This is a genomic window from Lysinibacillus sp. BNK-21 (assembly GCF_048684915.1).
In the GTDB taxonomy this organism is placed as follows: Bacteria; Bacillota; Bacilli; order Bacillales_A; family Planococcaceae; genus Lysinibacillus; species Lysinibacillus capsici.
The window spans coordinates 4145939-4160435 of sequence record NZ_JBLQTS010000001.1 but is presented as its reverse complement, the minus strand read 5'-3'; the positions used below and the strand labels follow the sequence as shown (position 1 = coordinate 4160435).

Here is a 14497-nt window from a genome sequence, read left to right as displayed (position 1 = left end):
TTTAATCTAATTTTGTGATAGGTTTTATAGTTATAATGCATAATGTATATAATTTATTGCAATTTACTAAAAATCTATTGTATAATCCTTTTATCAGAAAATTCAATAAATGAGGAGTGGTACGATGGGGAAGTTGTCAAATTCAAAGTTTGAGACGTATTTAATGGATCAAGAATTCGATTTGCGTGAAGAGGAAGAGAAAAATGAGGAGCAAATGGTGAATATTCAATATGAAGAGTATCCAGAAGGGTTTTTTACAAGTTTATAATGAAAATTTGATGGGCTATGTTGAAAGTATACTAACTTTTAGCATAGCTCATTGTATTTTATACCTCTATTGATAAATGGCTTTTTCAGTGCATATGAATGTAATATATGATTTAAATAAGTGAATTAGGTCTGAAGACATATGTACTTTTCTGAAAAAGATTCATGTATAATGGGAAACAAAAATGCGTATAGAGGTGTAGTTATGTCGAAAGCTTTAACAGTAGAAGAAACGATTTATCAATGGTTTGATCATTTTCATCAATATCCCGAAGTAAGTTGGAAAGAGTTTGAGACTACTAAAAAAATTGCTTCCATACTGGATGAATTGCATGTTAGTTATCGTTTATTAGGTGATATACCAGGATTAATAGCTGAAATTGGGACTGGTAATGAAATTGTTGCAGTACGTGCTGATATTGATGCTTTATGGCAGGAAGTTGATGGGAAATGGCAAGCAAATCATTCGTGTGGACATGATGCGAATATCTCAATGGTTCTTGGTGCATTATTACTACTGAAAGATCGCACCTTACAGCATCGTATTCGTTTCATTTTCCAACCTGCTGAAGAACTAGGAAATGGCGCGTGCGCAACGTTTGATAGAGGCGCAGTTGATGGAGTATCACATTTATTTGGTGTTCATTTAAGACCAATAGAAGAATTACCACTTGGCAAAGTTTCGCCAGCGATTCATCATGGTGCTGCTTATTTTTTAGAGGGATCTATTCAGGGTATAGATGCACATGGTGCTAGACCACATCAAGGTAAAAATGCCATAGATGTTATTATGGCCGTGCAACAAATGCTACACAGCATTCATTTATCACCATTTGAACCTCATTCTGCTAAATTAACAAAAATTATTGCAGATGGGGGTAGTACGAATATTATTCCTGGTAATGCTAGTTTCTCAATGGATGTTCGTGCACAACATAATCAACAACTTGAATTGCTGCGCAGTAAAATTGAATCTGGCTTGAAATCAATTCAGCAACAATTTGAAATAGATATGAGTTGGAAGTGGATAGATTTCACACCAGGTGCTGAAGTTTCCCCAACTGCTGCGAACATGGCGAAGAATGCCATCATTGAAGCTTTGGGGGAAGAGCATTTAGCAGATGAAATAACTACACCAGGTAGTGATGATTTCCATTTCTATACAGTTAAAAAACCTGAATTAAAAGCGGCAATGATTGGAATTGGTGCAAATTTAACACCAGGATTACACCACCCTAAAATGACATTTGATCGTAGTGCCTTAATTAATGCTGCGAAAGTACTGGCATGTGTATTGGAAAAAAAGCCTGAATAAAAAAATTTAAAAGCTATATGAAAAAATGTAACTATTTTTTCATATAGCTTTTTTGCATGAACATTTTTAATGATGCATGGATATTCAAGGGTTTGCATTGTTTTTTATTGCTACTTGAAAGCGTTTTATTACGCTAAAATAAAGGGATTTGCTAGGGAAGCATAAATTTTTTGCGTTGACTTTTAATTTTTTGAATATTAAGCTAAAAAACGTAAAAAATTATTTGCGTCTTGAAAAAACCGAAAAGGGATTTGGTGCAAAAAAAGGGGATGGAAAAATGAAAAAGGATATTAATGCGGGCTGGGCACTACTAACTTTTGCAATTATGATTATTACTATGTTGATTACAGTAGTTGTTTTAGAGCAAAGTCCTCACGTACCTCTTCTTGTTGGCACAACTGTAGCAGCAATTGTTGCCAAAATGCATGGATATAAATGGGCAGAAATTGAAGAGATGATGTATAAAGGGATACGTCTGGCATTACCTGCCATTGTTATTATTATTTTAGTAGGTTTGACAATTGGGGCATGGATTGGCGGCGGTGTCGTAGCAACAATGATTTTCTACGGTCTAAAGTTAATTTCTCCAGCGTGGTTCCTTGTGACAATCATGTTGTTATGTTCAATTGTGTCATTAGCTATTGGTAGTTCATGGTCTACAATGGCTACAATTGGTGTCGCGGGTATGGGTATTGGTTTAAGTATGGGTATTCCAGCGGCTATGATTGCTGGTGCTGTTATTTCGGGTTCATACTTTGGAGATAAGATGTCACCATTATCAGATACAACAAATCTAGCAGCAGGATTAACTGGTACAGATCTGTTTGCACATATTAAGCATATGCTTTATACAACGATTCCAGCGTTGATTATTTCACTTGTTGTTTTTGGATTCATGGGTAGAAAATTTGCAGAAGTTTCAATGCAATCTGAAGAAATATTAACAACTTTAAAAGTGATGGAAGAAAGCTTCGTTATTTCTCCTTTACTATTACTTGTTCCTGTGGGGGTTATTGTATTAGTAGCTAAGAAAGTACCAGCAATTCCAGCTTTAATTATAGGGATTGTTTCAGGTTTCTTACTACAGATTTTTGTACAAGGTGGTTCAGCTGCAAGTGCTGTACAAGCATTACAGGCAGGCTTTGAAATCTCAACAGGTAATCACATGGTGGATGATTTATTTAACCGTGGTGGTCTAGACTCGATGATGAATACAGTTTCAATGACGATTGTAGCGATGACATTTGGTGGTATTTTAGAGTATTCAGGAATGTTAAAGGCATTGATGAATGTAATTGTGAAGTTTGCTAAATCTACTGGAAGTCTTATTGCTTCAACGATTGCAGCTTGTGTAACAACCAACGCAACATGTTCTGAGCAATATATCTCAATTGTTGTTCCTTCACGTATGTTCGCGGGTGTCTATCAACAACGTGGTTTACATTCTAAAAACCTCTCTCGTGCATTAGAGGATGGGGGAACATTAACATCTGTTTTCTTCCCTTGGAATACTTGTGGTGTGTTTATTTTAGCTACTTTAGGTGTAAGTGCAATGGAATATGCACCATATGCAATTCTTAACTTTACTGTACCGATTATTTCTATTATCTATGGATATATTGGATTTGCTATTGTTAAATTAACGCCAGAAGAAATAGCAGAAGCTGAGAAGCGTAAAAAGGCGCAAGAAGCTGAAAATACGGATAATTTGGTAATGGTTGACTAAAATAAAAATTCTCGTAGATTCATGTGTATCTACGAGAATTCTTTTATGAGGCAGTTTAGTAAGTTGCAAAATTCAATTGATAAATTTTACGAGGACGTCCTTGTTGATGGGTCATTTCTTCACCAACAATATTTACATAGCCATTATCAACTAATTTTTTAATAATACGCTCTGTAGTACGTCGTGTTACTTGGAGGTATTCAGAAAGATTTTGAGATGTAAATTGAGCTGACTGTCGTTCGTTACTGAAATTGATTATTTTAGAAATATTTAATGGACTTAAACTTGTAAGCTTAGCCATTTGTAAAACATAAGGATCATCGGTTTTTAAAGAAATTTTACCTTCTGTATTAGGGAAAGGCCCTAATAAGTTTTTATGTTCATCAAGAATATAAATCTCAAAAGGTTTAGTAAACGTTAAAGCATGCTGAGCATTTTGTGTGGCCTCCAAAATGGAATAGCCATAGCCAAATGCTAGCTTAAAAGGTTGTTCAACTTGCTGTATGAGCTGCTCTAAGTTTTCCTTTTCGAGAGCATTTTGAAGATGTCCAGCAGTTGTGTATAGCTCAAAGGAATGCGTTGAAATTTGCTTAAAAGTTGAAAAGGTAGCTTTCGCAATTTGACTTAAAACAGTTGATTCAATGGAAGTATTTTTAGGGATTTCTAAGAGACCCACTACAGCCTTGAAAGCTTCTGACTTGGTTAATAGTGATTTTGATTTTGTTTCTTCAAGGCATTGAATAATAGATTTGGTAGCATCTAACATACGCATTGACGGTATTTGAAGTGCTTGTAATTCATCAAATACACTATGAATACTGGTAATGACAAAATCAATACTTTTTGAATTCCACAGGGCGATATGGCGTTTTAAAATATTCTCAGTTGGCTCAGTAATCGAAATATGCTGAACATGTGGCTTTTGACCATGAAATTCTATTTCTGCTAAAACATTATCAACGAATGCAGGATTCATTACATCAATGGATATCCTGTCGATAGCTACAGCATGTTTGGCTACTAATGATAATAATGTTGTAGAAATGGTTGTTTCATCTTGCTTAATATAATTCCAAGGTATTGGAACTTCTGAAAGTAATGATTGAGTGTGTAGATAAGGTAACGTTCCTCCGAATAATATTGCATCACACGGTTTTATTTGCTTCATTAAAGTAGGCGCTTCAGAGGGGTGGCTGTAAAGATAAAATTCTAATTGAATATCGGTTATGTTTTGTGCGATACTAATAATACGTTTCATAAATGCTTTTGAACATATAATCGCTATTTTGGTAGACATGGACATCACTCCTTTTCTATTTTTTTAAACATTTAGCGACGTATTAGCGACAACTTTAACGACAGAGGAGACTGATTACGATGAAAATTAAACAAGTAGAAATTTTTGCTATACATTTACCGCTAATTGATCCATTCATCATTAGTTATGCTACATATGATACAATGCCTTCCATTATTTTAAAAGTAACTACCGATACAGGTGTGGTAGGGTATGGTGAAGCTGTTCCTGATGAACATGTAACAGGTGAATCATGGGAAAGTACATATGCTGTACTAAAACATCAGCTTGTCCCAGCTATTATTGGGGAAAGTCCAATGGCCTTTGAAAAACTACACGATAAAATGAATAAAGTTGTGAAACATGTACCAGCAGCAAAAGCAGCGATCGATATTGCTTGCTTCGATATTGCTGGAAAAGCCTTAGGGGTGCCTGTATACCAACTTTTAGGTGGACGTTATCATGAAAAATTCCCAATTACACATGTACTAAGCATTGGAACACCTGAAGCAATGGCAGAAGAGGCAGCTAATCGAGTAGAAATGGGCTATCGCTCTTTTAAAATGAAGGTAGGTACAGAGGTACTTCGTGATGTAGCCCGTATAAAAGCGGTACGTGAGCGAGTAGGCGAAGACATTGCTATTCGAGTGGATGTAAATCAAGGTTGGGGTAATGCAGCCACTACTTTACAAGGTTTACGTGCTATGAAAGATTTAAATATCGATTGGCTAGAGCAACCTGTCGATAGCGAAGACATTGATGGAATGGTGGAAATTAAATCAAAGTCTGATGTGACATTAATGATTGATGAAGGACTACGAGGCGTACGTGAAATGCGTGAAATTATAGCCAAGCGTGCAGCAGATAAAGTAAATATTAAATTAATGAAGTGTGGTGGCATCTATCCTGCTATGAAGCTTGCTGTTATGGCGGAAATGGCAGGAATTGAATGTCAAGTTGGTTCCATGGTAGAGTCGTCAGTTGGTTCTGCTGCAGGCTTCCATGTAGCATTTTCTAAGAAGATTATGACGAGTGTAGAACTAACGGGTCCATTAAAATTCTCAAAGGATGTTGGGAACTTACATTATGATGTACCATTTATTTGCTTAAATGAAAAACCGGGATTAGGTGTAGATGTAGATGAAGCTGTAATCAAGGAATTATGTAAGTTTTCAACTGTTGTCACAGCCTAAGGAGGCGTAATATGGAAATTATCTATGATGGTATGCTTGGTGAGACACCGTTTTTTGTTATAAAATTAACACTCCAACATTTACAACAAATTGAAGAGCTACAAGTTGAGGTTTATGAAGCTTTAGCAGACCAAAGTATCCTACAACCCTTAAGCACAGAGGAATTTGAGTATATTTTAAATGGTCATGGAATGATGATAGGTGCTTATGTAGGGGAAGAATTAATCGCCTTTCGTGCACTGTTAAACCCGCCAATTGATGAAGAACACCTTGGCTATGATTGTGGGATTGCAGAAAACGAATTTCAACGTGTTTTATATCAGGAAATATCGAATGTTTCACCAAAATATCGAGGTTACGGATTACAGAAAACATTAGCTACAGTAGTGATGGAAAATATCGATTTAGAAAAATACGATTATGTTTGCTCCACTGTAAAGCCATATAATATTCCGAGCTTAAAGGATAAATTCTCGCAAGACCTCGTTATTAAAGGATTAAAAATTAAATATGTAGATAAGCTTCGTTATATTTTTTATAAAGACTTACGACAAGAGATGTCCCCGAATTTTACTGAAAAACAAGTGATATCGATGGGAGACACAACTGCGCAACAGCAACTTTTAAAACAAGGTTTCCTTGGCACGTCTATGTTTGAAGAAAACAACGATTGGTTTGTAGTATACGAAAAATAAAGCACAAAGCCTTACCTTTCACATGAATTTGTGGAGGGTAAGGCTTTTTTTAAAAAGGCTCTATTATTTTTTCATTGGGCAAAAACCACAAGCCATTAAACCAGGGATATCTTTAGAAAAACAGCATGATTTTCTTACAGGAACGTTGACTAAATTAGTCGGGCTAAGACCACCTGTATATTGTGCCCACCAAGATTTATTGGAGAAGCGTGCCCATGTTTTTGGGTCCTCTAAAGCCTCAACATCCTCCATGGCTTGATCGGCTAAGCCAGGATTAGATAATAATATATGATAATGCCATAGCAAATAGCCGAAGAAATTTTCCCAAATGGTAAGGGGGGAGATGGAGGTTACTTTACGAAGCTGTTGGACAATGACATGGCCATCGTAAAGAATTTTCTCAATAACAGCTTGGCGTTCATCTTCCTCAACGTAGCGCCAATCATTTGGATTGGCAAACATGGCAACAGTAAAGCTATTAAATTCCTTTGCAGCATCAAAACGCAATTCAAGTGGCTTACCATCCCATACTTCGTCATAAGCGGCAAGCATATAAAATTGCATAGCAAAAAACATCCCATAACGGCGTGCAAAGTGAGAAATAGCTGCTGTTTCTGTTGCTGCATCTGTTATACCCATCATAAGGTTTAAAAAATCAGGATGGTAAAAGTCTTTATGTATATCAGCTAAAGTAAATAAAGTCCGCTTAGGTTCAGTTGTATAAATACTGTACGAGTTTAATTGTTGAACTTGATCCATTGTTAAAGCTGGCATAGTTATCCTCTTTTCCTTTGAACATCTGTTAACTTCATTATAAAGTAATCATTTTTGCTTCACAAATGGAATATCATGTAGTAAAATACATTAAACATATCAGAAAGGTGGGTTTTAGGGTGTCGCAACTTCTTACAATTCCAAGACCACTTGTTAGACTGAACCAGTGGACTATTCTTCTGAGTGTCATTTTATCATGGTTAACAGGAATTACCTGGATATTAGTAATTCCACTAGCTGCAAATTTACTAGGTATTTTATGCAACTATAACCCGATACTTCGTGTAGGGAAGCTCTTTTTAACAAAGGCTCCATCTACATATATACCAGAGGATGCTCAGCAGCAAAAATTTAATTCAAGTATTGCTAGCCTTTGTTTAGCAGCTGGTTTATTAGGTTATCTGTTACATTGGCAGGTTGTTGGTCATATCTTTACTGGCCTGGTTGCAATTGCATCGGCCATCGCAATAGCAGGCTTTTGTATAGGCTGTTTTTTACATTTTCAGTTGAAGCAATGGCAGTACCGACGCTCATTAAAAAAATCTTTTTGAAAAAGTAAAAAAATTATAAGATTATGATTGACATTTTAATTGATAATGATTATCATTATCGTATAAAGATTATTCCTCGTCTACAATACAGTGTAGAGAGGATGAACTTTAGCTACTTTTCTCCAGAAGTTTGCTAGTTCATGATTACGCTCCTAAAACCCCCCTCATTTTTTGGGAACGTGAAAATCTCAGACGACTTATTCTAAATTTAGAATAGAGTCGTCTTTTTTTTGTAAAAAAACAGCCCATAAAATGGACTGCTAAGAAGTTGTGTTTTGTTGCACAGCATTCTTTTTCCCGATAATCATTGTATAGTAACTATGTAATAGCATACCAACAATGATAACTCCGAGACCTGCAAGTGCAATAGGGCTAGGGAAGGCAATTCCTAATAGTAATACCTCACCTATAATAACGAAAAGAATTTCTGTTGACTGAGTTGCTTCCACAGCAGCTAGCTTGCCTTGATGGTCTCTTACGCGATCCGTTGCTATGAAAAATAAAACTGTTGCTATAACGCCTGAGCTAATTCCAACAAGCAATGATTGAAACATTTGACTTGCTGAGGGAAGTCCTACTGTAAGAACGGCATAAATAGCTATGATGATCCATGCTGGCATTGAAGCAATGGTCATTCCTAACACCCGCTGAAAAGTATCGATTCGGCCCCCACAAACTTCCATCATTTTACGATTGCCGAGAGGATAAGCAAAAGCTGCAACGATGACAGGTAAAATACCAAGCATTAAACTTCTAAACGATACTGATTGTGCATGAGGTATTTGTATAAGCAAAATACCTACTAAAATGACGCATGAAATAAGCAAGGATATGAAAGGTATTTTTTGTCGCACTGTTTTACCAGCAATGATCGATACAAAAAGAGGAGCTAATAATACACCAGCAACGATTGTAAACTGCCATGTACCTGAAACCAACCAACCTGGACCAAAAGCAGCAGCAAATGTTAATGGCGCGTAAAATAAAACAAATCCAACAAAGCTCCAAAGTAGCCATGCTATAGGCTGTGCTTTTATTTCACCAGAAAGCTGTGAAAAGCCCTTACGATAAAAGACAATGATAAGCAAGAAAGGGAGCATAAAAAAATAGCGTAATGATGCACTCCATAGCCAACTACCACCTTGCATTTCCATTGCGTGATTTAAAATAAATGTCACGGCAAAGAAAAGGGAAGCTAAAATACCTAATGCAATTTCTTTCATAAACATCACCTCAATTTGAGTTTATAACCTCAAACCCTTTATGTAATTTGAAAATTCAGTAATTATGGCTGAAAAAATTACGAAGAGAGGAAAAACCCCTCTTCGTAGCTATGAAAATTTTTCATGATTCCTTAGGTAAATGCGTATAGAAATAAGCTCACTCAAAATTAAAACTATTATTTTGCTTGCTGTTCAAAAAGCTGAACGATTTCTATGATAACTTGAGTTGCTTTTTCCATTGTTTCAGCGGATACATATTCGAATTTGCCATGCATGTTTTCGCCACCAGCGAAAATATTTGGTGTCGGTAGGCCCATATAAGATAATTGTGAGCCATCTGTACCGCCACGAATTGGCAGGGTATTCGGTGTAATATCTAATTTTTCCATTGCAGTACGTGCAATGTCAACAATTTCTTTTACAGGCTCAATTTTTTCACCCATATTGTAGTATTGATCTTCAATGGTAATACTCAGTGCATGCTCACCAAATTGTGCTTGAATTTTAGCTGCAGCATCACGCATTAATTGTTTTTTCTCTTCAAACTTTTGGCGATCATGGTCACGCACGATATAAGATAGCTCAGAATGCTCAAGAGCCCCTTTAAAGCTCATTAAATGAATGAAACCTTCATAACCTTCTGTCTTTTCAGGAACTGCGTCAGCAGGCATTTCATTTTGGAAGGCAATAGCCATTGTAATAGCATTCACCATTTTATTTTTTGCTGAACCAGGATGGACGCTAGTGCCTTTTGTAATTACTTTTACGCCAGCGGCATTGAAGCTCTCGAATTGTAGTTCGCCAAGTGGTCCACCATCCATAGTATAGGCATAGTCTGCACCGAAAGCGGCGACATCAAATTTATGTGGTCCACGACCGATTTCTTCATCTGGCGTGAAGGCTACACGGATTTTACCATGCTTAATAGTAGGATTTTTAATGAGGTACTCCATTGCCGTCATAATTTCAGCAATCCCTGCCTTATCATCAGCGCCTAATAAAGTAGTACCATCTGTTGTAATAAGTGTTTGGCCTACATAGTTTTTAAGCTCTGGGAAGTCAGTCGGAGACATAACTAAGTTTTCGTTTAACTGAATATCTCCACCATCATAATTATCTACACGCTGTGGCTTCACATTTGCGCCTGTATAGTCAGTAGCTGTATCAACATGGGCTAAAAAGCCGATAGTTGGTACTTCTTTTTCTGTATTAGCTTCTAATGAGGCAAATAAATAGCCATTTTCATCTAATGTAATGTCTGTTAAACCAATTTCGGCAAGTTCGTCTTTTAAAACATGTAATAAGTCAAATTGCTTTTGTGTAGAAGGAGTTGTTTCGCTTGTGAAGTCTGATTGTGTATCAATTTTTGCATAGCGTATTAATCGCTCAATTACTTGTTCTTTCATAAGTATGGCCTCCTAATGTATATATGTTAAAATTCTTTGTGCTTTTACAAAGCCGATTCCAGGCGCAATTATGTCTTGGCATAATCGATATTATTGTAACACTTTACTTCGGATTTCGGAATATTGAAGGATACTTAAAGCAATAAGTAATTGGGCGCTATAATAAGTCAGCATGATAATTTCATGAGAAAATGCTAGTGGCATGACAAATTTGTTAATAGCTAAATAAGAATCAGATGCAATAAATAATATTGCACCACTTGTTGCCAGAGTAGATCCAGTTTTAATAGCTGTCCATCCCATTGTGAGTATCACAGAAATGTAGGCGATTACTGCAATACCAAGTATGGTTTCACCTGTTTTAAAGACAGATCCCGCAATCCATATAGCCATACTTGCTCCATAGAGTAATAATAGTATTTTAGCCCAAGTTGGTACATGCCGCTCATTTGCAGTAGAGAAAGCAAAAATATAAAAGATATGCCCGATAAGAAAGCTAGTTAGACCGATTAAAAACCACTGCAATGTATAGTCTCCAATCATGCAGAATACAAGCCCAACAATAATCAAAAGTTGGTATTTTTTAATATGTAATGGCTTCTGAATCGCAGCTAATATAATGATGAGCAACATAGGAATCACTTTAAAGATGAGTTTTAAACTTTCAGCAATATGGGAAAAGAGAAAAATATAATAAAGACCCAATAAAATAATGACACTGATTAATAATTTTTTTAACAAATTTTTCAGCTCCTTTCCTTTTGAAATTCAATATTTATGGTAGAATTCCTTTCTGTACAACGTATGTATGAAACTTTTTTAGTATGTAACCGTAAAGTAAGTAGTGAGAAAGAAGAAGAGAGGATGAACCAAATGACTAAGCTACTGATAGCTTCTGCAGTCATTGCATTGATCGCAAGTGTGCTAGTGACGCCGCTTATTACGAAGAAGCGAGAAGATGGACAATCGAAAAAGGTAATAGGATACTTTTTTATTGGAGTCTTTGTACTAGGGTTTTTAGCCACGGGGATTACGTTATATGTAACAAAAATTGATGTGAATTGGCTTGTTTTTTGGCCTGCTATTATTTTATTAACGTTAGTGGGTGCTCTGCTAGCAAGTGGTATCGAAAGGAAAATAAAAGGTGTTTTATTTTTAGCAAGTCTAGGTGTAGCTGTGTATGTTTTATCAGCACCTTTATGGAATGCTAATGAAAAATTTAAGTCATCCGAAATGAAGGAAGAAGTTGAAATAAAACCATTCGATGAGACACAAACACCTGCAAGTGTACCACCGAAATTTGCTCGCAATAAAATGAAAAAGGCTTTCGGTCAAGTGCCAAATACGAGCTACTATGAATTAGGACGCTTACAAATTCAAAAAGTGAAGGGCGAATATGTTTATATCGCACCAGTTGAATTTTCTGGATTCTTTAAATGGATGAACGGTGGTACAACACCTGGTTACTTCATAATGAGTGCTACAGATTCTGCGGATAATCCTAAATTTATAAAAGAGGAAATGAAATATGTACCTTCCGCATATTTAAATGCTAATTTAGAACGTCATATTCGTTTACAACACCCATTCCTTATTTTTTATGGTGACGTACAGCTGGAAGTAGATGATGAAGGAAAGCCATACTATATTCGCTCATATGGGGAATTTATTTCTGCGCGTAATGGCTTTGATGTAAAAGGAATTGTCTTGGTTGATGCGCTGACGGGGAAATCAGAGGTCATTAAACTGGATCAAATACCTGAATTTATTGATGGTGCTGTATCACCAGAGACAGTAAGTTTACAAAACAGTTATTTCGGTAATTATGTACATGGTTTTTGGAATAGTATGTTTGGTAAAAAGGATGTAAAGATTCCTTCTGATGAAGGAACAGAATCGAATGTTAGCCCGATTTTCGATGAGAAGGGTGATATGTATTACTTTACAGATTTTACAAGTCCTAAAGAAGGTGTAGATTCAATGTTAGGCTATTCACTAACAAACGCACGAACAGGGGATGCAACATACTATACAGGGAATCAAGACTCAAGTTATATGGATTCACAAGGTAATTTACAAATAATAGAGAAGAAATTTATTGAGAAAAAGTGGAGTGGCGAAATGCCAGTGTTGTATAACTTTTATGGAGAAGCGAGCTGGCTGACAGCGGTGCTAGATTCCAATGGTTTCTTACAAAACTATTTTATTGTTTCTGCAGCCAATCCTGAAATTTCCGTTTATGCTACTACTCCTAAGGAGGCATTGAAATTATATAAAACAGCCTTAAGTCGAGGAGGAAATACTGTAGATGGTAGCTCAAGTGCTGAGGAAAAACAAATAAGTGGTAAGGTATTACGTGTATATAAAGAACGTCTAGGCGATTTTACAACTGTATCTTTCTTATTAAACAATGGTGAAAATTATTTAGTGAGTGCCGAAACAGAACCTTTAGCAATTTATTTACAGGAGGGTGATGAGGTGATACTCACTTATGGAGATACAGGAGAGCAGTTCCTACCAGTTCGTTCTCTTATAATTAGAGGACTACAATAAAAGAACAAAAGACGATCTTGTTATTACGAAGATCGTCTTTTTTATGTAGCTTGCCCTTGAACATAGGTAAGCATCTTTTCTCTATGGTTCATAAATAGTCTTTTTGCATGATCATTTAGTGTAAAGATTTCTTGTATATACCCCTGTAACAATTTATCTTCATATTCAAAAGCATGGCTTTGAGTGTTTTCTAAAATATAGGATAATAAAAGAGCATGCAAGACAACTACTTCTAAATTCTGTGTATTCGTAACGAATTTTAAATTGAGTATAGTAGTGTGAGAAACGAACTGATTGACATAATCAATGGGTTTTTTATATACATTCAAATCAATATGTGGCTCGAGTCTTTTTCTTAATTGGGTGCATTCATTATTTAAGTCTTCAATTTTTAAGAATAAACCTCTTACACTTCTCTTATGCTGTTGTTCTAAGGTGCGAGCAAGATGTTTATTGATATTGGACATTGATTCTATAACTCCTTTCTTTAATAGGTATCATTTATTAATATGAATGGAATAGCTGGAAAAGGAAAGAGTCTTTTCGTTTAATTTAAGGTTAGATTTATAGAAGTAATTGTGGCAATATCCCTAGATTGAATATATATAGGTAATATTTTTATGTAAAAAATGGAATTATTATCATACGATAGTAACTCCATTCTCGTTAATTTATTTCCAATTAAACCCTTTAGTTGCTAAAAACTCTTTGATATGGGGACGTCGTTGTTCAATTAAAAAATCAGCCATCTGTTTTGTCCAGTTATCAATTTTTCTGTTAGACGAACGGCTGTTATAATATATTTCCATTTCCTCGTTGTAGGCTGGTAAAAGTTCTTCATATTTTTCAACATTGTATTCATTTTCATGTAATACAGCAGATACAGGTAAACGAGGTTTTACCTCATTGCGACGTGCAGGAACGCCGATTGTTAGCCCGAATAATGGGAAAACATGGTCAGGCAGATTAAATAATTCACTGATTTCAGAAGGTTTATTGCGTACACCTCCAATATAGCAAATGCCATAACCCATTGACTCTGCCGCAATAACAAAATTCTGTGCAAACAATGATACATCTGCTACCCCGACAAGGACATTTTCAGCTGAATCAGCTACAATATCCACTCCTTCTAGTTTCCCAGCCATTTGAAGTCGCTTGAAATCTACGCAAAAAACAAATGCCCCACCTGAAGTTTCATATTGACGTGGATTACCAGAGTGTAAGCCTAATTTTTCTTTTTTATCTGCATCTGTTACCCATATTACACTATAGGCTTGCACAAAATGTGATGTTGCAGCCATTTGTGCTGTTCCAATTAAATCTTCAATGATTTCTTTTGAAATCGGTTCTCCATCATAGATGCGTACCGAGGAATGGCTACGTAATAGTTCTTTAACCATTAAAAACTCTCTCCTTTGTGTCTGTTCTATACCTTGAGCATAGCACGCTTTTCTAGCAAAATCGAATAATGAGGAACAAAAAGTTATTTATAAA

Annotated in this window: 14 protein-coding genes; 7 read left to right on the top strand and 7 right to left on the bottom strand. The window is 35.9% G+C overall.

What is annotated here, in order from left to right:
- Positions 1-124: 124 nt before the first annotated feature.
- From ACMGGO_RS20925 to nhaC, 3 genes are all read left to right on the top strand, one after another.
- Positions 125-268 (top strand): hypothetical protein, encoded by a 144-nt coding sequence (locus ACMGGO_RS20925; RefSeq protein ID WP_312124664.1) that lies wholly within the window; start codon positions 125-127, stop codon positions 266-268.
- 204 nt (positions 269-472) lie between these two features.
- Positions 473-1582, top strand: coding sequence for an amidohydrolase (locus ACMGGO_RS20920; RefSeq protein ID WP_420282227.1), 1110 nt, complete (start codon positions 473-475; stop codon positions 1580-1582).
- Positions 1583-1859: 277 nt separating this feature from the next.
- Entirely contained in the window at positions 1860-3308 is a 1449-nt protein-coding gene (gene nhaC / locus ACMGGO_RS20915) for a Na+/H+ antiporter NhaC (protein ID WP_048393453.1), read from the top strand.
- A gap of 55 nt (positions 3309-3363) precedes the next feature.
- Here nhaC and ACMGGO_RS20910 read toward each other — a convergent pair whose 3' ends face one another.
- A complete protein-coding gene (locus ACMGGO_RS20910) occupies positions 3364-4605 on the bottom strand; it encodes a hypothetical protein (protein ID WP_048393260.1) in 1242 nt (413 codons plus the stop codon).
- 80 nt (positions 4606-4685) lie between these two features.
- Between ACMGGO_RS20910 and ACMGGO_RS20905 the strand changes: the two genes are divergently transcribed.
- Both ACMGGO_RS20905 and ACMGGO_RS20900 read left to right on the top strand, forming a co-directional pair.
- A complete protein-coding gene (locus ACMGGO_RS20905; protein ID WP_312124662.1) occupies positions 4686-5798 on the top strand; it encodes a dipeptide epimerase in 1113 nt (370 codons plus the stop codon).
- 11 nt (positions 5799-5809) lie between these two features.
- Positions 5810-6493, top strand: a complete 684-nt coding sequence (locus ACMGGO_RS20900) for a hypothetical protein (RefSeq protein ID WP_004229769.1) — start codon at positions 5810-5812, stop codon at positions 6491-6493.
- 63 nt (positions 6494-6556) lie between these two features.
- On the opposite strand, the gene ACMGGO_RS20895 is transcribed toward ACMGGO_RS20900, so the two are convergent.
- Positions 6557-7267 carry a Fe-S oxidoreductase gene (locus ACMGGO_RS20895; protein WP_066038427.1) on the bottom strand — a complete coding sequence of 237 codons (711 nt, stop codon included), beginning with the start codon at positions 7265-7267 and terminating at the stop codon, positions 6557-6559.
- A gap of 119 nt (positions 7268-7386) precedes the next feature.
- Between ACMGGO_RS20895 and ACMGGO_RS20890 the strand changes: the two genes are divergently transcribed.
- On the top strand, positions 7387-7818 hold the full coding sequence (locus ACMGGO_RS20890) for a DUF4395 domain-containing protein (protein WP_066038428.1): 432 nt from the start codon (positions 7387-7389) through the stop codon (positions 7816-7818).
- A gap of 260 nt (positions 7819-8078) precedes the next feature.
- Here the strand turns inward: ACMGGO_RS20890 and ACMGGO_RS20885 are convergent, their stop codons facing one another.
- The 3 genes from ACMGGO_RS20885 to ACMGGO_RS20875 form a co-directional block, all read right to left on the bottom strand.
- Positions 8079-9041 carry a multidrug resistance efflux transporter family protein gene (locus ACMGGO_RS20885; RefSeq protein ID WP_048393266.1) on the bottom strand — a complete coding sequence of 321 codons (963 nt, stop codon included), beginning with the start codon at positions 9039-9041 and terminating at the stop codon, positions 8079-8081.
- Between the two features lie 176 nt (positions 9042-9217).
- Positions 9218-10447: a peptidase T gene (gene pepT / locus ACMGGO_RS20880; protein WP_420282226.1), complete on the bottom strand. Its 1230-nt coding sequence runs from the start codon at positions 10445-10447 to the stop codon at positions 9218-9220.
- A gap of 90 nt (positions 10448-10537) precedes the next feature.
- A complete protein-coding gene (locus tag ACMGGO_RS20875; RefSeq protein ID WP_420282225.1) occupies positions 10538-11188 on the bottom strand; it encodes a lysoplasmalogenase in 651 nt (216 codons plus the stop codon).
- Positions 11189-11320: 132 nt separating this feature from the next.
- On the opposite strand from ACMGGO_RS20875, the gene ACMGGO_RS20870 reads away from it, so the two are divergent.
- On the top strand, positions 11321-13000 hold the full coding sequence (locus tag ACMGGO_RS20870; RefSeq protein WP_112117199.1) for a tripartite tricarboxylate transporter TctB family protein: 1680 nt from the start codon (positions 11321-11323) through the stop codon (positions 12998-13000).
- Positions 13001-13041: 41 nt separating this feature from the next.
- Here the strand turns inward: ACMGGO_RS20870 and ACMGGO_RS20865 are convergent, their stop codons facing one another.
- Both ACMGGO_RS20865 and chrR read right to left on the bottom strand, forming a co-directional pair.
- Complete coding sequence (locus tag ACMGGO_RS20865) at positions 13042-13467, bottom strand: hypothetical protein (RefSeq protein WP_054549068.1); 426 nt, start codon at positions 13465-13467, stop codon at positions 13042-13044.
- Between the two features lie 204 nt (positions 13468-13671).
- Positions 13672-14403, bottom strand: a complete 732-nt coding sequence (gene chrR, locus ACMGGO_RS20860) for a class II chromate reductase ChrR (protein WP_420282224.1) — start codon at positions 14401-14403, stop codon at positions 13672-13674.
- Positions 14404-14497: the final 94 nt, after the last annotated feature.